Raw genomic sequence first — 16,135 nt, forward strand, 5'->3', positions numbered from 1 at the left:
AGAGGGGCGTGCGAGGGGCAATCCTGCACCCTCCCTTACGCCTCCGCTTCTTCCCCCTTCTTGCCGCGCTTGTACGGCCCCTTTTCCTTCCACTTAAGCTGCACCGGCACGCCCGCCAACTCGAGGTCTTCGCGGATACGGTTTTGCAGGAAGCCTTCGTAGGCGCGCGTTACAAAGTCGGCGCGGTTGCAAAAAATGGCGAAGGTCGGTGGCGCCGTCTCCACCTGCGTCATAAAGTACATCTTGAGCTTCTTGCCGTGGAAGTTTGGCACGGCCTGACGCATCTGCCACACCTCCAACCAGCGGTTGAGTTCGGCGGTGGGAATGCGGCTCTGCCACTTCTCGTGCAGCTTCATGGCCTCGGCGAGCATGTCGTGGATGCCGTAGTCGTTCACCGCCGAGGTGTACACGCGCGGCGCGTAGGAGATGTGGTGCAGCTTCTGGTTGAGGTCCTTTTCGGTGCGCTTGAGGTCCTCGTCGGGCACGAGGTCCCACTTGTTCACCACCACGATCACGGGCTTGCCGCTGTCGTAGGCGAGGTTGGCGAGCTTGAGCTCGTGGTCCCCAATCTCGGTGGCGTTGACCACCAACCAGATGATGTCGCTGCGCCCGATGGCGGCCTGAGAGCGCTGGATCGCGTAGTCCTCGATGGCCGTGTCGGGCTTCTTGCGGATGCCCGCCGTGTCCACCAGCACGAAGCGCTGGCCGCCGTAGTTCCACTCCACGTCCAGGCTGTCGCGCGTGGTGCCGGGCTGGTCCGCCACGATGGCCCGCTCGCTCTGAGTAATGGCGTTCAAGAGGCTGCTCTTGCCCACGTTGGGCCGCCCGATCAGGCTGATCCGGATGGGGGCGATTTCGGGGACGTCCTCGTCGTCGGCGGGGAGGTGTTCCATCACGCGGTCCATCAGTTCGTCCAGGCCGCGCGCGTGCTCGGCGCTGATCGCCACGGGATCGCCGAAGCCAAGGCCCCACAGTTCTGCCAGGTACACGTCGTGCTTGGGGCTGTCGATCTTGTTGGCGACCACGATCACCGGCTTGCCTACGCGGCGTAGCCACTCGGCCACCTCGTAGTCGGCGGCCGACAGGCCCTCGCGGGGGTCCAGCACGAAGATCACGGCCTGCGCGCCTTCCATCGCCCACTCGGCCTTCTCGCGGATGGCCTGTTCCCACTCGTCGCCGCTCCACAGCCCGCCCGTGTCCACCAGCGTGATGCGGTGGTTGTGGTAGAGCATCAACCCTTCTTTGGCGTCCCGCGTCACGCCTGGAAAATCGGCCACCACGGCCTCGCGACGCCCAACCAGGCGGTTGAACAGACTGGACTTGCCGACGTTCGGGCGGCCCACAATCGCAACTTTATGCATATCTATCCTCCGCGCCCACCAGAGCGGCGAGCGGAGCAAGTAAGAGAAGACACCCAGACGGAAATCTGTAGGCAAACCCAGCACAAGGGCGCTGGAAGACTGGAGTCTAGGGGCATGTTCGACGCTCCTTTCGGTGTCGAAGTGGCCCCGGCGTCATGGGGTTCCTTCGCCGCTGCCCGCCGCCTGCTTCGAGGCTGAGCGAACCATAGACTGAACACTCTATCCCAGGCCTGCCGCCTGAAAAGTAAGGGGGGTGCGGCTTACATCGCCTCTCCGCATTCAGCTCGGTCCGCTGATCCTGGTGATGAATCAACCGCCGCAAACGGCGCTCAGCGTGGGTGTGACCCGGGCCATCTGCCGTACCCGTGTCGATCCACTCGCCAGGATCCCAGCGACCGCGCCGCAGAACCCCGCAAAGAGCCGTCGATCACCAAAGAGACCGCGATACGGCTCGACGAAAGCATCGAGACCAGCCACTTCCAACGTCGTTGACACCCTCATTCCCTGAATATGCAGACTTTTGTCCGGCTTTCAAGCTGCATAACTTGACATCCTGTGTATTCTGGGATATCTTATCTCCATCACCGCCGAAGAAGGCGGCTTTTTTATTGCCTCGACAAAAAGGCAGCACAAAAAAGAGCGCCGCCTCTGCTGAGAAAGGGGCGCTCGGGGGGACAGGCTCAGGGTTGGCTGCCGCTGGCCTCGTTCTCGTCCTGGACGGGGGGCGTGGAGGTTCCGGCCTGGTTCTCGGCCGAACCCTGACCCGGCGTGCTGGAGGCGGCTCCACCCGCAGCGGTGTCAATGCCCTGGGTTCCGGCCGGGACCTTGACGCTTCCCTCGCCGTTGTCGGTAGGCTTGCCCGCCTTCTTGGTGGTCGTGTTCTCGCTGTCTTCGGTCACCGTATCGCTGCCGGTGGCTCCGTCGCTGGTCATGGTGTTCTCGGTGCCCTTGGTCGGGGTCCCCACAGTGCCAGGGGCCTGAGCACTGGGCTGGTCGCCCGTGCCGCCCGCATCGCCGCCCTGGCGGGTGGTGCTGCCCTCGGACATGCCGTCTTCGCTGACCACGCCCGTGTCACGGCTGCCTGGGCCACCCTGGTTCTCGCCGCTCTGCTGGGTGCCGGCCGTGGTGTTGCCGCCCGCCGTGGCCCCGCCGGGACGTCCGCTGCCGTTGGCGCTGGGATCGCGCCCGGCCTTGCCGCCCGTGGTGGTGTCCTTGCCCGTGCCTTCAGCCTGCATGTTGCCGTCCAGGCCACCCTGGGGGTCCGCGTTGGGTACCGCGTCGCTGCGGCCCGTGTCGCCCTGGGGCGTGCCCGACTCCGACTCGCTGCCCTGCCCCGTGCTGGCGCTCTGGCTGGACTCCTCCCCACCCGCCGCGTTCTGGGTGGGCTGGCCCGTACCGCTCTGTGCGGACGCGCTGGCCGAACTGGAGGTGGTGGAAGCCGACTTCTTGGCCGCGCCCGCCATCAGCCGGGGCGTCAGGATCAGCAGCGTGACGCCCAGCAGCAGGCCGAGCGTAACCCCAAGCATCCAGGACAGGGCCTCACCCGCCGTCCACACGTTGTTTCTCGCTCGCTTGACAGACATGGACCCAGCATACGCCCGCCCCCTGGGGCGTTCTGCCCCGGGTTTCTTCACAGAGGCTGGCCGGTGGGGTGTGGGGGCTGGGCTCCGTTAGAGCAGCGCTTGCGGCGGTTCCTCGCGGCCTTCCTCCTGGGGCCACCACTGCAAGCGGGCAAGGTCACAGCGCCCCGAAGCGTCGAACTCCACGCCTTCCGATCGCAGCAATTCCTCCTGCACGTCGCCAAATCCCAGTTTGTGGGTGCTGACCTTTCCCTGCGCGTTGATGACCCGTTGCCAGGGCAGCGCTTCCTCGCCTGCCCCTGCCTTGCCCGCCAGGCTGCCCATCACGAAACCCGCCAGCCGCGCGCCCCCCGGCCCGGGTTGCCCGGCGAGCAGCGCGAGTTGCCCGTACGTCATCACCCGCCCCGGCGGAATGCGCGCCACCAGCGAAAGTACGCGCTGACGGAAGTTCCCGTGGGCCTGCGTTTCTTGAAGAGCTTCCGGCGTCATGCCCGGAGCGTACCTCAGTGCCCCCGCCTCGCGCAGTTGTCCGAATGGCGCCGCGCGTGGAAGGGCAGCCCTCACGGCGCCCCATTCTCCCCCATGCGCATTTCGCTCGCCGGGCCCGGTCAAAAGGAAGTCCGCACGTTGACCCATGCTCTAGGTATCGGCGTCCGGCGGCCAGGGGCAAAGGAAGGCCAGCAGGCGCCGCCCCAGCTGCGCTCGATCTGCCGTTCGGCCCGCCCGTTTTCCACCGCCGCGCGGGCGAGGTTTGTGGGGGTAACGGGCATATCCCTCGGGGAGAAAGTCGTTGGGGCGTGGGTCCGTCCCGGGCAGGCCGTAGACGCGGGGGAGCAGCTCCTCTGCCGGGCCCTCCAGCAGGGCCGCGCACGCCTCTGTCAGAGAGGAGTGGAACAGCAACGCACGCGGCGCAGTGGCCGGCGGTGTGGCGAGGGCGCGTCCTGAAGACCACCTCTCCAGATGGGTTCAGAAGCGCCAGCCTCCAAGCCCCGCCTCAGCGACGTGGGGTTCACCGCATCTGCCCCGGCCTGGGTCCAAACCTCAGCGGCGCGTGTCCGGGCACGGCCTTGTCCGCAAATTCCTGCAGGCCCAGCCGGTCCGGCGCTTCGAGGTGGTAGCGGAAGTTCCAGAGGTAATGCTGCACCACCCGCTCGGGGAGACCGAGTTTGAAGGCATGCCTGCCCGCCACGTCTGCCAGGTACCCGATTCCCTCGCGCCGGGCTTCCCGCATGGCCTGAACCAGTTCCGGCGGTGGCGGGTTGTCGCGGCGGTACGCCCACACTGCGAACACGAAGGGGTGGCCGGTCAGCCGGAACCACTCCTCGGCCAGATCGGTGACGCAGATGCCCCGGGCCGCATGGGGCAGGCTGGTCATGGTGGTTTCGGGCGTCAGTGGGCCTACCACGCCGTACCATTCGCGCAGGGCGCTGTCGCCGATGCGCAGCACGCCGTCGTAGCCCTGGGTCAGCAGCGTTTGCGCCTCGCCCTCGGCCCGCTCGAGGGTTGGGGTCAGGCCGCGCTCCCGCAGCAACACCTCCAGCAGGGCCACGCTCATGGCAGACTGGGCGGTCAGGGCCACCCGGCGCAATTCAGGGAGCGGCGCGGTATGAAAGAGGTTTACCGAATACACTGGCCCCAGCACAGCCACGCTGAAGTCGGGCAGCGCTTCGAGCTGGTCCGCGTGCCGGATAAATTCCACCGCACTGATATTGGCGATGTCCACCTCGCCGGAGAGCAGTGCGGCGTTCATCTGGGTGGGCACGCCCGTGATGGCCGTGACGCCCAGCGGCAGCGTCAGCGAATCGAGGATGGGCGCGACGTTGGTGTAGTGAATCCAGCCGGCGCGGTAGGTCATGAAGCGCTCCGCGCGGGGCTGAGGGGAAACCTGCGGGTCACGCGCGGTTCTTTCCCAAAAGGAGGTGCAGGGCCAGGCAGACCACACCAAAGGCGAGGAGGAGCCAGGCGTACGGCGAAACGGCGGCGAAGACGCCCTCTCCCTCCACATGAGGCCGGCCCAAGCGCATGTGGAGGGTGGGGAAGACCGGGTACGCCGAGTCGTCGTAAGTCGAGAGGTGCAGCCAGGGAAGCAGGAAGGCCGTTCCCGCTCCGAGGAAGACGGAATGGAAGGTCATATTCGGCCCCAGTCATTCATACTGTCCGGCCGCTTGCTGTCATCAAAACCAGAAGAGAGCGGCTCTTCGGACGGCACCCCCGTTTTCTTGGAGGGCCAGAGGCGGTCGAGCAGAACGAGGAGGAGTTGTACAGCTTCTTCCCGGACCTGAATTTCAAGGCCAAAGATGCGCCACGGGTGGCCACGTATCTGCTGGCTGGCTCCTTCAAGAGAGTCGGTAACAGTGTTAACAAGGCTGTCATTGAGAGGAGCACGTCTCATGTTGGTGGGGTAAGTGCCTCTGGGCTGTGCAGATACAAACCATAAAGCCCTAAGGTTCTCTCCACTCTTCCACGTAGAAATAATGGTTTCAGAAGTTGTGGAGATGCCAAAGGCAATTGGTAAAGCCTTAGAAAAAGCATGCGCGTGCGGCTTGAAGTCTGGATGGATATAGTATGGGCAATTGGCCTTCGGCTGAGCTCCTATCAGGTTCTTTTTGCTGTAAATTTTGCACTGTCTCTCTGCTTTCACGGCACCACCTGCACGCTCACTCCACGCCACTCGCCTTCCCGCCGCGCATACACCCGGTAAAAGCTCTGCAGGCGCTCGCCGTTGGCATATAGGGTGCCGCGCGTCACCGCCGTGTCACCAAAGACCCGGGCGGCATGGCGCTCGAACATCAGGGCAGCGGGCGGGTTGTGGCGCATGCCTTCCAGCAGATCGGCCTTGAACACAGCTTGGCCGTCGGGGAAAAAGGCCATCCAGTCGTCGGCCACCACGCCCGCCATCATGGCGGGATCGCGGCGGTGATAGGCGGCGTTCCAGGTATCGTCGAGGCGCAGCACCTCGTCCAGCGGCTCGGGGGAGGGGGTCATGGGCGCTGCATCTTCCCACGCCTCAGCTCCATGAGGATCAGGCACAGGCTGGGCAGGAGCCGGAGCAGACGCGGTTGCGCCATCGGGCAGTAGGCGGTCCAGCCTGTGCCGTCCCCGAGTGGGGCAAAGAGGCGCAGGGTGAACTCCACCAGATAGGGAGAGGCCCACCCCATTGCCCCCAGCACCGGCCACAGCAGCTGTGCGGGGATCAGCCCCGTTTGCCAGCCTTCCGGGAGGCCCAGCGCCGCAGAGGGTCGGGCCCTGAACCACACGAGAGGCGGCAGCGGCCCGACGCCCAGCTGCCGCGTTGCGCTCATTAGTCCGCCGCCTCCGCGCCTGACCCCGCCCTGCCGAAGCCACCTCTCCCGAACACTTCCAACTCGTTGTAATAGGCGTCGCGCAGCACGGGCACCCGGCCCGCGTGTTGAATCATCTTCACCATGCCCGCCTGCGAGAGGGCCATCGGCGAAGTCGCGCCCGCTGCGTGAGCGATGTGTTCCTCCTGAATCGTGCCGTCGATGTCCGACACGCCCCAGTCGAGGCTCACTTGCGTGACCTCCGAGCCGATCATCACCCAGTAGCCCTTGATGTGCGGGAAATTATCGAGGTAGATGCGGGCCACGGCGAGGTTACGCAGATCGTCCAAACCAGTGGTGAAGTCCGTCTTCCCCAGGTTCTGGGCGAGGCTGTTGCCCATCGGCTGAAAGGCGAGGGGAATAAAGGCGTGGAAGCCGCCCGTTTCTTCCTGCAAGTCGCGCAGGCGGTGCATGTGGTCCAGCCGCTCCTCCAGCGTCTCGATGTGGCCGTAGAGCATGGTGGCGTTGGTCCGCAGGCCCAGCGAGTGCGCCTCGCGGTGAATCTGGAGCCACTTGTCGGCCTTGACCTTGTTCTTTGCCACCTGCCGCCGCACGCGGTCCGCGAAAATTTCCGCGCCGCCCCCCGGCAAGGCGGCGAGGCCCGCCGCCTGCAACTCGCGCAGCACCTCCAGCGTGGATTTCTTGCTGATCTTGGCGAAGTGCTCGATCTCAGCGGCGGTAAACGCTTTGACCTGCACGTCTGGGAAAGCGTCCCGCAGCCCGCGCACCATCTCGGGGTAGTAGTCCCACTTGTGGTTCGGGTGGTGCCCGCTGCTCATGTGCAGTTCGGTGATGCCGGGCAGGTAGCGGCGGCGTACCTGCTCCACCACTTCGCCCGGTGAGTAGTCCCACGCGCGCTCCTCGCCCTTGTGGGCAGCGAAGGCACAGAATGTGCAGCCCACGTAGCAGATGTTGGTGAACTCCAGCCGCATGGAGTGGACGAAAAACACCTTGTCGCCGTGCAGCCGCTTCTTGGTCATGTTCGCCAACCGCATCAGGGCATTGAGATCACGGGTGTGGTAGAGCCGCATCCCCTCGTCGAAAGAGAGGCGTTCGCCCGCCTCCACCTTGTCCACGATGTGGGCGAGGGCCTGATCGCGCAGCCACTTCATGCGGGTATGGTACGCCTGGCCGGGGGAGGGAAGTGTCCCGGGTGGCCCAAAGGGAGGAGGCGTGTCCGGGTCAGGGACACGCCTCCCACCAGAAGGGAAAAGTTCAGGCCGCCGAGAGGGTCGAGTTCACCGCTGGGGGCCGCATCGCCCCCGCTTTCTCACCCTCCGCCTTCGGCGTCACGAAGAAGAAGGCCAGCGCCAGCAGCAGATATACGGCCAGCAGCATCACGCCCTCGAACCAGGTGGCCTCGCCGTCCTTGGTCACGGTGGTGACCGTCAGCGCGACGGCCACGATGGCGACGAGCTCCAGTGGGCTGGAAAACACCAGGTTCATGGGCTTGCCGATAAAGTACGAGATGAGGACCAGCAGCGGAGCAGTAAAGAGGGCCACCTGAATGGTCGCGCCCACGGCGATGTTGATGGCCAGCCCGATCTTGCCCTGCCGCGCGAAGTAGCTGCCCGCAATGTACTCGGCGAAGTTGCCCACCACGGCCAGTACGATGATTCCCAGGAAAAAAGGGCTGAGGCCCAGCGTGCTGCTCGTGGCCTCCAGCGCGCCTGAGAGCAGTTCAGATTCCAGCGCAATGAGGGCTGTGCCGCCGATCAGAACGGCCCACGCGCGCCATACCGGCCACAGCGGCCCGTCACCGTGTCCGTGGTCCTCGTCCTCAAGGGCAAAGACGTCCTTGTGGGTGACCAGCGTGTAGATCAGGTTCAGGGCATAGACGACGAGCAGCACAATCGCCACGCCCAGGCTGAGGTGTTCGTCCAGATTCTGCCTCAGCACCTCGCCGCCCGCTGTGAAGCCCGGCAGACGCTCGGTGTAGTCGAACAGGGCCGGAATCAGCAGCGCAATAACGAGCAGAAACAACATGGAGTTGAGCTGCCCGGCGTTTTGCCGACTGAATTTCTGGGTGGTGCGCCCGAACGAACCGATCAAGATGGCGAGGCCCAGCCCCAGCAGCGCGTTGCCCAGGATGCTGCCGGTGATCTGCGCCTTGACCACCGTGGTGTTGCCCTGCAGCAGCACGAAGATGGCGATAATGAGCTCGGCCAGATTGCCGAAGGTGACGTTGAGTAACCCGCCGATGGTGGGCCCGGCCCGCGCGGCGATCTGCTCGGTGGCCTTTCGCAGCCAGTCGGCGAGCGGAATGATCGCCACCGTCGCCGTGAAAAACACCCACAGCGGTGGTGCCTTGAAGACGTACTCCAGCAGCAGGCTGATCGGCAGGAAGATCAGCAGCAGGTTCATGATCATGGGTGGGAGTGTAATGGGACGGAGGGCAGATGGCGAAAGGCTGAAGGCCAACCGCCACCGCTCGCGGCCTACATTCCCCCGATGGCAAGCGCTCCCACCCGCACGTCGGGCGCGTTCACCGCGTATTGGGTCTCGCGCAACTCGCGCCCCACGGCCTCAATCCCCACGAGCAGATCGAGGATGTTGCCCGCCACCGTGAAGACCTCCAGCGGATGTGCCACCTCGCCGCCCTCCACCCAGAAGCCTTCGGCCTCCAGCGAGAAGTCGCCGGTGATGGGCTTCGCGCCCGCGTGGCCGCCCGACACGCCCGTCACCCGCACGCCGGTCAGTCCGGCGCTCAGGCGAGCGGCCTGCGCTCCGCCCGCGTGCAGGACGAGGTTGCTGGGAGCCACGCCCACAGTCCCCTGAATGCCCTGGCGGGAAGCGTGGCCGGTGCTGACCGTCCCCGCCCGTGCCGCCGTCGCCGCGTTGTGCAGAAAGGCCGAGAGTCGTCCCCCTTCGATCAGGGTCAGGGGCACGCTGGGGCAGCCCTCGGCGTCGAAGGCGCGGGACTGTAGGCCGCGCAGCAGGGTGGGGTCATCGGTCAGGGTGACGAGCGGGGAGGCAACGGCCTCACCGAGGCGTCCAGCCAGGGGGCTCTTGCCTTCCTCCACCATCTGTCCGCTGAACATGGGGGCGAAAAGGGCAAGCAGTTGCCCCAGGCACTCCCCCGAGAGGATGGCGGGAAAGGTGCCGCTCGGGGCGGCTTTCGCGCCCAGCAACGCCACGGCCTTTTCCACTGCCGAGAGGGCAGTGCGGGTGGGGTCCAGTTCCGTGAACTCGCGGGTAAACTGCCAGTCGCCCTGAATCTTGTGCTGTCCGCCTTCCGTGACCAGGGGGTAGGCGTAGCCCATGGCGTACAGTTCGCGGGCCTCGCGGCCGAGCCCGGCGGTGTTGCCCACCAGGCGCAGGGTGTCACCGTCCTCATAGCCGCCGTAGGGCACGCTCGCCACGCGTGGGTCAGCGTCCCGGGCGGCGCGGTCGAGTTCCAGTGCCACGTCCACCTTTTGCTCCACCGTCACGCCGCTCAGGCCCTCACCGTACAGGTCGAGTTCGGGTGGGGGCGGCCAGTGCTGCACGCCCGCCCCAGCCTCGGGCGCGACGAGTTCGGCGTTCTCCACAGCCATATCCAGCGCCCGGTCCAGCGCGGGCCGGGAAAGGTTTTCGGTGTAGCTGTGCCCCCACGCGCCGCCGACCACCACGCGCAGCGCCACGCCCTGCCGCGCCGAGAGCTTGAATTCGCTGACTTCGCCGCCAAAGGCCTGCACGCCCGTAGACGTACCGCGCTCGCCGTACACCTCCAGCGTCACGCCGCGCGCCCGCGCCCGGTCCAGCAGGTAGGCGCGGGCGCCTTCGAGGCTGAGCTGGGCGGTCTGGACTTCTGCACTCTTCGTCATGCGCGGCCTCCGACGGTAATTTCCGAAATTAGGATGTGCGGCTGCCCCACATCGGTGGGCAGTGAGCCGGACACGCTGCCGCACATGCCCTGACCAAGCGCGAGGTCACCCGCCACGCCCACGATGTGTTGCAGGTCCTGCGCGCCATTGCCCACCAGTGAGGCCCCCTTGAGCGGTTCGGCGATCTCGCCGTCCCGGATCAGGTACGCCTCGTTCACCGCGAAGTTGTAGTCGCCGGTGCCGGGCGTGACGCTGCCGCCGCCCATCGTGCGGGCGTAGATGCCGTGAGACACCTGGCGAATCAGGCGTTCTGGCGTTTCAAGGCCGTTGTCGATAAAGGTCGAGCGCATCCGGCTGGCGGGCGCGAAGGTGTAGTTCTGCCGCCGCCCGCTGCCCGTCCGGGCGTACCCTGTCTTGAGTTCGCCCACCCGGTCCACCAGAAAGGATTTCAGGACCCCGTTCTCGATCAGGACGGTGCGCTGTCCAGCCATGCCCTCGTCGTCAACATTCACCATGCCCCACGCACCCGGCAGGGTGCCGTCGTCGATGGCGGTTACGGATTCGTGCGCGATCTTCTGCCCCATCTTGTCGGCAAAGACGCTGGCGTTTTTCTCCACCGAAGTCGTTTCCAGAATATGCCCGCACGCCTCATGGAAGATCACGCCGCCGAAAGCGTTGCCTATGACCACGGGCAGCTTGCCGGCGGGTGCGTAGGAGGCGTGCAGCATCGCCCCCGCGATCTGGGCAGCCTCCGCGCCGATGCTCTCCGGCCTGAAGGTCTCGAAGAATTCCAGGCCCTGCCCCGCGCCAGGGCTGCAGGTGCCGGTTTCACGCAGGGTGCCGTCCTGGGCGATGGCGGTCACGCCCATACGGGTCCAGACGCGCTCATCCTCGGCCCACATGCCCTCGCTGTTCGCCACCAGCACGCGCTGCACGCGGTCCGAGTACGTTACGTCCACCGTTTTGATCTGGGGTGCTCCGGCGGCGGCTCTGTGGGCGCGGCGCATCAGGGCCAGTTTTTCCCGGCTGGAAGCGTGCAGGGGGTGTTCGCGGGCCACGTACAGGGGAGGGGCGTCTACCCGCCGGAAGTCCAGCCCGCCGGTTCCGGCGCGGTCCGTCTCGCCCGAGCCTGCCCGGGCGCGGGCCACCTGCCCCGCGAGGTCGCGCAGGCCCGTTGCCGTCACGTCGTTCGTGTAGGCGTACACCACACGGGAGCCGTACAGCAGGCGCAGCCCGGCTCCGAAGAGGTTGCCGCCGCCCGCGTCCTTTACCTCGCCCTGATGCAGGCGCAGACCTGTTGTCACGGTGTCTTCCACAAACAGTTCGGTAAAGTCTGCGCCGCCCGCACGCGCGAGCGAGAGCACTTCACCGGCCAGGGTTTCATTCAGCATGGATGGGCCTTTCGGGGTTTGCAGCGGTCCCGGTCAGCGGCGACGTGTTACCGGGATGGTGTTGATGAGAGCGGCCAGCAGGGAGGCGGACGAGGTCGCGCGGCGTGCCGGGCACGGCGAAAGAGGGCGGTGCCAGACCCTTCTGGCCAGGGCTGGACCAGTGCTCGGCCAGCGGAGGCCCGGCAGCGTCCAGAAAAGCGTTCCTCAGCGTTTCGGGAAAGGACTGAACCATCCTCGGCTGTGGCAGGGACTGCAACCCGGGAGCCACCAGGCGCACGACCACCGGCCGCAGCTGCCGAACGGGGTAGTGCGCGCAGCGGGCTGACCCAGCCTGCGCGCGGCCTCGCTCGCCCTGGCCCCATTCCCGAGCGGCGTGAGCAGGTGCCCGCCATACCGCCCGCGCAGCAGCGCCGTAAGCTGGTCCTCACGCTCGACCGCGGAGGTGGTGGATGGTGGAGCACCCCCCTACTGTGACGCTTCTTCCTTTCAAAGGAAAGCAGTCTTGTTGAAAGCGCTCGGCTTCACTGGACCGGACCGCCGAGCGGGTTCACCACCTGACTGCAGGCTTTTTTTGGCGGGAGGACAGTCTGACCTTTAGACGGTCAGACGCCTGCGTACCTCTGGCCACCCGCTCCGCGTGACCGCGTACATCACCGTGTCGCGCATGGTGCCGTCCGGGCGGCGCATATGCGAGCGCAGCACGCCCTCACGGGTCAGGCCCAGCTTCTCGATTGCACGCTGCGAGCGTGTGTTCAGGATGTCGGTTTTGATCTGCACCCTTTCCATGCCCATGACTTCAAAAGCGTGGGCCAGCAGCAACGCTTTCATCCGGCGGTTGACGCCGCTGCCGTGCCAGCGTGGATGAAGCCAGGTCCAGCCAATCTCCAGCCCGGCGTGGGCTGCCCGGATGTCGCCGTAGCGGGTGGTGCCCGCCACCTCCCGGCCCACATACACGGCGAAGGGCATGGCGTCGGGCGCGTCCAGGGCCAAGCGGTAGTACGCGGGGTGACTCGGCGGGGTACTCATGTGCTGCAACTCGGGCAGGCAGTCTTGCGCGAGCAGGCACAGCGGCAAGATGTCCGCCTCCCCCAGAGGCCGCAGGGTCAGGTCACCGCCGTTCAGCTGAAGGTCGTGGTGCATGGAGGCAGTGTAGGGCGGGTCCCCGGTCCAGTGGGGGGAGAGACAGAACGGGACAGGGACGCTACGCTGTGAGCGTGAAGGACAACGGGGGAGGCACACAGGGCGGGCGGCAGGAGCGCTGGACGGTGGACGGGCTGGAAGACACGCCGCGTGGCCCGGTGGCGCGGCTGGAGCGGGAGGACGGTTCCACCTTCGATCTGCCCAGGCAAGCGCTGCCGCCGGGTGTGCGTGAGGGTGACCTGCTGGGGGTAGAGGACGGCCCCGACGGTGCGGTGGTCCGCGTGCTGGAGGCTGAGACGCGGGCCCGGCGCGAGGAGGCCCAGCGCCGCCTGGACGTGCTGAACGCCGCAGCGGTGGGAGACGGGGAGATCAACCTATGAGCGACAAGAAACCCGCCTCCCGCAGAGCGTCGGCGCCCAAGACGACTTCGCCCAAAGCGCCTGCCAGAACCTCCAAGAGCGGTGGAACGAAAGGGGCGCGCGCCTCTTCCAAACGTGCTGGGGCAGGCCGGGGTGGCCTGCGTCCCAACGGACCCACGACTTCCGACAAGCTGGGCCTGCTGGTGCTGGCGCTCACCATCGGCCTGGCCGCCTGCACCGACCGGATGGGTCACGGCGGGGGCCAGCAGAAAGCACCAGATGGGCCCACTGGTCAGGTCACCATCCGTTTTCTGGATGTGGGGCAGGGCGACGCCGTGCTGATTCGGAGTCCAGAAGGCAAGACGCTGCTGTATGACGGGGGCCGCAGCAGCGAGCGGATGAAAGGTCACCTCCAGACCTACGGGGTGGACAAGCTCGACCTGATGGTGGCGAGCCACGCCGACGCCGATCACATCGCCGGACTGGTGGTGGCCGCCGAGCAGGCCAAGCCGACGCTCTTTATCAACAACGGCCTGGCGGGCACCACCCGGACGTGGGAGCGCCTCGTCTCGGTCCTGAAGGACGCGGGTACCACCTTTCAAAAGGCCAACGGGCAGCTCATCAACCTGGGCAGCGTGAAGGTGCGCGTCATCGCCCCGCCCCCCGGCATGGGTGACGATCAGAACGAGAACAGCGTGGGCCTGCGCGTGGAATTCGGCGACTTCCGGGCGCTGATGACCGGCGACAGCGAGAAGCCCGAGACCGCGGCCTGGTTGGCAGAGGACCGCGCTGAGGTCAAGGGTCCCTTCCAGGTTTACAAGAGCATTCATCACGGGGCGGCCAACGGGGACCACGCTGCCTGGCTCGCCGCCGTGCGCCCCGAAAACGTGGTGATCGGCGTGGGTGAGAACAGCTACGGCCATCCGACGAAGACGGCACTGGACCTGTACAAGCAAAATGGCATCCGGGTCTACCGCACGGACCGTCAGGGTACGGTGACGTTTACGGGCAACGCCGACGGGACGTACACGGCAACGACGGACCGCTGAGGAGAGGGGTTCCGCCTCTGCGAGCAACGAAAGACCTCCGCCTAGGCGGAGGTCTTTCGTTCTGGAGCCAGAGGTCGGATTTGAACCGACGACCTACTGATTACGAATCAGTTGCTCTACCCCTGAGCTACACTGGCGTTTGCCGGTCTACCGCAGCCCTGGGGCAAAAATGCTGCACGCACAAGGGTAGACGATGGGCCAGCACTTGTCAAACGCGGGTTGAGCGGGGGCCGCTGAGAGCAGTGGTTTCTGCAGGCGAGACGCAGTGCGGCCCAGTGTGTTACCCTGGCGTTTGCCGCCGCAAGTGGTCGAGGCCAACTTTGGCTGCTGCGCGCGGGACTTCACAACAGTAGAGGGTACAACGTGATCGACAAGCAAAAGACCATCCAGGCCCACGCCAAGAGCGCGAGCGACACCGGCAGCACCGCTGTGCAGATCGCCCTGCTCACCGAGCGCATCCAGAACCTCGCCCGTCACCTGACCGAGAACAAGAAGGACAAGCACGGCCAGCGCGGCCTGCAGCTGATGAACGGTCAGCGCCGCCGCCTGCTGAAGTACCTGGAGCGCACCAGCTACGACGAGTACATCGCCCTGACCGATCAGCTCGGCATTCGCCGCGGCCAGCGCATCGTCCGCTAAAGCTCACCGCACCTGCAGCGCCGCCCTCCTCGTGGGGGCGGCGCTGCAGGTGTCGGTCTGGTCAGTCCTCCGGGTGGGCCTCAGCCTCGATCTCGCCGCCACGAATTGCCTGCACCAGCTGAGCGTGGTCGCGCTCGGCCTGGTCAGCGTAGGCGGCGGCAAAGGCGGTCACGGCGCAGTCGAAGCGCTCGCCGCCGCCCATGTAGGCGCCCGTGACCGCCGCGTCGCCCGTGCGGGCGTGGGCCCGGGCCAGGGCCCAGCCGCACAGCTCGCCGATCTCCTCCAGGGTGCGGGAGCGTACGCGTTCCAGATCGAAGCGTCCCTTCATATCCCGCAGTTGCCGGACATAAAAGGTGTGCGGCCCGCACGTCGCCCAGCCCAGAAAGGGATCGGTGGCCGACTGCATCAGCTGCTGGCCGAACACCACGCGGTGTGCCGCACTGCGGGTCTCCGCCGCGCCGGCAAAGGGTTCAAGCACGCTGGAGCGGGCCTCCTTGGCCTGTAGGAATATCACGTCGTCGCCCTCTGCGGCCAGAAGCAGCACCAGCACGCGCCGTCCACAGCTGCCCACGCCCGTGACCTTCATCGCCCAGTCGGCGAGGTGGTAGCGCGCGAGCAGCGCCCGGCGGTCCGGAGGTACCGTGTCCAGATAGCAGCCGCGCACCTCGTCCAGCCAGCCGGAGACGTCCCAGCCCTCCAGGCGTGGGTCGTCGGTGTGGACCAGCAGCGGGGGATCATCCCGCAGCCGCCAGCCGTTTGGCGTCCGCTCGGCGAGCTTGCGCAGGGTATGCAAGTGGGTGCGCTCCCGCGCCCGGCTGAACATCTCGTGGCCGTGCCGGCGGGTGTCGGCCCCCATGTCCGCGAGCGCCTCGGAAGCGTCGATGCGGTCGTACCACACGTCGAGGTGCGGCAGCGTGGCGTAGGTGCGGGTGTGGAGGCGGTAGGCGCGCACGGCCCCCTGCGCCGATGCGCGGGCCTCGCGCTCGGTATGCCCAGCGGTGCGTCCGGCCAGGACCAGGCTGGCGGCCAGCCGCTTGATGTCCCATTCCCAGGGGGCCCGCAGCGTCTCGTCGAAGTCGTTGAGATCGAAGACCAGGTGGCGCTCGCCGGTGGCAAAGGCCCCGAAGTTGGCACAGTGGGCGTCGCCGCTCGCCTGCACCCGTTCCCCGGTGACGGGCGTGCGGGCGAGATCTGCGGCCATCCGCCCCGCTGTGCCCCGAAAAAAGGCGAAGGGCGAGGCGGCCATCCGCCCGAAGCGCAGCGGCACGAGGTGCGGTAGGCAGCCCTCGGTTCCGGCCCGCAGCGTGGCCAGTACGTTGCGGTCTTCCTCTGGCGGCAGCAGGACCTCATGGGCGCTGCGGGGCAGGACGTGGCGCAGGTGGCGGCCCCAGGCCGTACGTTCCTCACGGGAGGGCAGGGGGCGCGAGGGCAGGACATGGGACACGGTCACTTTTCCAGCGTGCCACACC

18 protein-coding genes and 1 tRNA gene are annotated in these 16,135 nt (G+C 66.7%); 3 read left to right on the forward strand and 16 right to left on the reverse strand.

Annotated features, from left to right (window positions below; genetic code table 11):
* Positions 1-35 precede the first annotated feature (35 nt).
* The 14 genes from der to B9A95_RS14325 form a co-directional block, all read right to left on the reverse strand.
* Entirely contained in the window at positions 36-1,361 is a 1,326-nt protein-coding gene (gene der, locus B9A95_RS14265) for a ribosome biogenesis GTPase Der (RefSeq protein ID WP_084047924.1), read from the reverse strand.
* A 680-nt stretch (positions 1,362-2,041) separates the two neighbouring features.
* Complete coding sequence (locus B9A95_RS14270; RefSeq protein ID WP_139806794.1) at positions 2,042-2,944, reverse strand: hypothetical protein; 903 nt, start codon at positions 2,942-2,944, stop codon at positions 2,042-2,044.
* 87 nt (positions 2,945-3,031) lie between these two features.
* Complete coding sequence (locus tag B9A95_RS14275) at positions 3,032-3,430, reverse strand: MGMT family protein (protein ID WP_084047926.1); 399 nt, start codon at positions 3,428-3,430, stop codon at positions 3,032-3,034.
* A gap of 150 nt (positions 3,431-3,580) precedes the next feature.
* Positions 3,581-3,841: a hypothetical protein gene (locus B9A95_RS32290; protein ID WP_139806795.1), complete on the reverse strand. Its 261-nt coding sequence runs from the start codon at positions 3,839-3,841 to the stop codon at positions 3,581-3,583.
* A 109-nt stretch (positions 3,842-3,950) separates the two neighbouring features.
* Entirely contained in the window at positions 3,951-4,796 is an 846-nt protein-coding gene (locus tag B9A95_RS14285; RefSeq protein WP_084047928.1) for a menaquinone biosynthetic enzyme MqnA/MqnD family protein, read from the reverse strand.
* A 37-nt stretch (positions 4,797-4,833) separates the two neighbouring features.
* Positions 4,834-5,073, reverse strand: coding sequence for a hypothetical protein (locus tag B9A95_RS14290; RefSeq protein WP_084047929.1), 240 nt, complete (start codon positions 5,071-5,073; stop codon positions 4,834-4,836).
* Positions 5,070-5,582, reverse strand: coding sequence for a hypothetical protein (locus B9A95_RS32295; RefSeq protein ID WP_139806796.1), 513 nt, complete (start codon positions 5,580-5,582; stop codon positions 5,070-5,072). The genes B9A95_RS14290 and B9A95_RS32295 overlap by 4 nt, the downstream gene beginning before the upstream one ends.
* The gene (locus B9A95_RS14295; RefSeq protein ID WP_084047930.1) at positions 5,579-5,926 is read right to left on the reverse strand and encodes a nuclear transport factor 2 family protein; all 348 of its coding nucleotides are present in this window, start codon (positions 5,924-5,926) and stop codon (positions 5,579-5,581) included. The genes B9A95_RS32295 and B9A95_RS14295 overlap by 4 nt, the downstream gene beginning before the upstream one ends.
* Complete coding sequence (locus tag B9A95_RS14300; RefSeq protein WP_084047931.1) at positions 5,923-6,243, reverse strand: hypothetical protein; 321 nt, start codon at positions 6,241-6,243, stop codon at positions 5,923-5,925. The genes B9A95_RS14295 and B9A95_RS14300 overlap by 4 nt, the downstream gene beginning before the upstream one ends.
* The gene (gene mqnE, locus B9A95_RS14305) at positions 6,243-7,394 is read right to left on the reverse strand and encodes an aminofutalosine synthase MqnE (RefSeq protein ID WP_084047932.1); all 1,152 of its coding nucleotides are present in this window, start codon (positions 7,392-7,394) and stop codon (positions 6,243-6,245) included. Before mqnE ends, B9A95_RS14300 begins: the two co-directional genes overlap by 1 nt.
* A gap of 103 nt (positions 7,395-7,497) precedes the next feature.
* Positions 7,498-8,652 carry a calcium/proton exchanger gene (gene cax, locus B9A95_RS14310; protein ID WP_084047933.1) on the reverse strand — a complete coding sequence of 385 codons (1,155 nt, stop codon included), beginning with the start codon at positions 8,650-8,652 and terminating at the stop codon, positions 7,498-7,500.
* Between the two features lie 68 nt (positions 8,653-8,720).
* Positions 8,721-10,088, reverse strand: a complete 1,368-nt coding sequence (locus tag B9A95_RS14315) for a TldD/PmbA family protein (RefSeq protein WP_084047934.1) — start codon at positions 10,086-10,088, stop codon at positions 8,721-8,723.
* Positions 10,085-11,479: a TldD/PmbA family protein gene (locus B9A95_RS14320; RefSeq protein ID WP_084047935.1), complete on the reverse strand. Its 1,395-nt coding sequence runs from the start codon at positions 11,477-11,479 to the stop codon at positions 10,085-10,087. Before B9A95_RS14320 ends, B9A95_RS14315 begins: the two co-directional genes overlap by 4 nt.
* Positions 11,480-12,073: 594 nt before the next feature.
* Complete coding sequence (locus tag B9A95_RS14325) at positions 12,074-12,619, reverse strand: GNAT family N-acetyltransferase (protein ID WP_084047936.1); 546 nt, start codon at positions 12,617-12,619, stop codon at positions 12,074-12,076.
* 74 nt (positions 12,620-12,693) lie between these two features.
* Here B9A95_RS14325 and B9A95_RS14330 point away from each other — a divergent pair, with 74 nt between their 5' ends.
* On the forward strand, positions 12,694-12,999 hold the full coding sequence (locus B9A95_RS14330) for a DUF3006 domain-containing protein (protein WP_084050741.1): 306 nt from the start codon (positions 12,694-12,696) through the stop codon (positions 12,997-12,999).
* Complete coding sequence (locus tag B9A95_RS14335) at positions 12,996-14,027, forward strand: ComEC/Rec2 family competence protein (RefSeq protein ID WP_084047937.1); 1,032 nt, start codon at positions 12,996-12,998, stop codon at positions 14,025-14,027. The genes B9A95_RS14330 and B9A95_RS14335 overlap by 4 nt, the downstream gene beginning before the upstream one ends.
* 62 nt (positions 14,028-14,089) lie before the next feature.
* Here B9A95_RS14335 and B9A95_RS14340 read toward each other — a convergent pair.
* A tRNA-Thr gene (locus B9A95_RS14340) sits at positions 14,090-14,164 on the reverse strand.
* A 226-nt stretch (positions 14,165-14,390) separates the two neighbouring features.
* Between B9A95_RS14340 and rpsO the strand changes: the two genes are divergently transcribed.
* Positions 14,391-14,666: a 30S ribosomal protein S15 gene (gene rpsO, locus B9A95_RS14345; RefSeq protein WP_084047938.1), complete on the forward strand. Its 276-nt coding sequence runs from the start codon at positions 14,391-14,393 to the stop codon at positions 14,664-14,666.
* 61 nt (positions 14,667-14,727) lie between these two features.
* Here the strand turns inward: rpsO and B9A95_RS14350 are convergent, their stop codons facing one another.
* The gene (locus B9A95_RS14350; RefSeq protein WP_212648331.1) at positions 14,728-16,116 is read right to left on the reverse strand and encodes a DUF2252 domain-containing protein; all 1,389 of its coding nucleotides are present in this window, start codon (positions 16,114-16,116) and stop codon (positions 14,728-14,730) included.
* Positions 16,117-16,135 lie beyond the last annotated feature (19 nt).

It is taken from the genome of Deinococcus hopiensis KR-140, from assembly GCF_900176165.1.
GTDB lineage: Bacteria > Deinococcota > Deinococci > Deinococcales > Deinococcaceae > Deinococcus > Deinococcus hopiensis.

Bases quoted from the DNA above. Each gene is read 5' to 3' on its own strand.
- B9A95_RS14325 (WP_084047936.1), bottom strand. From the start codon at position 12,619: ATGCACCACGACCTTCAGCTGAACGGCGGTGACCTGACCCTGCGGCCT.
- B9A95_RS14320 (WP_084047935.1), bottom strand. From the start codon at position 11,479: ATGCTGAATGAAACCCTGGCCGGTGAAGTGCTCTCGCTCGCGCGTGCG.
- B9A95_RS14315 (WP_084047934.1), bottom strand. From the start codon at position 10,088: ATGACGAAGAGTGCAGAAGTCCAGACCGCCCAGCTCAGCCTCGAAGGC.
- B9A95_RS14295 (WP_084047930.1), bottom strand. From the start codon at position 5,926: ATGACCCCCTCCCCCGAGCCGCTGGACGAGGTGCTGCGCCTCGACGAT.
- B9A95_RS14285 (WP_084047928.1), bottom strand. From the start codon at position 4,796: ATGACCTACCGCGCCGGCTGGATTCACTACACCAACGTCGCGCCCATC.
- B9A95_RS14270 (WP_139806794.1), bottom strand. From the start codon at position 2,944: ATGTCTGTCAAGCGAGCGAGAAACAACGTGTGGACGGCGGGTGAGGCC.
- B9A95_RS14300 (WP_084047931.1), bottom strand. From the start codon at position 6,243: ATGAGCGCAACGCGGCAGCTGGGCGTCGGGCCGCTGCCGCCTCTCGTG.
- B9A95_RS14335 (WP_084047937.1), top strand. From the start codon at position 12,996: ATGAGCGACAAGAAACCCGCCTCCCGCAGAGCGTCGGCGCCCAAGACG.
- B9A95_RS14290 (WP_084047929.1), bottom strand. From the start codon at position 5,073: ATGACCTTCCATTCCGTCTTCCTCGGAGCGGGAACGGCCTTCCTGCTT.
- mqnE (WP_084047932.1), bottom strand. From the start codon at position 7,394: ATGAAGTGGCTGCGCGATCAGGCCCTCGCCCACATCGTGGACAAGGTG.
- cax (WP_084047933.1), bottom strand. From the start codon at position 8,652: ATGATCATGAACCTGCTGCTGATCTTCCTGCCGATCAGCCTGCTGCTG.
- B9A95_RS14275 (WP_084047926.1), bottom strand. From the start codon at position 3,430: ATGACGCCGGAAGCTCTTCAAGAAACGCAGGCCCACGGGAACTTCCGT.
- der (WP_084047924.1), bottom strand. From the start codon at position 1,361: ATGCATAAAGTTGCGATTGTGGGCCGCCCGAACGTCGGCAAGTCCAGT.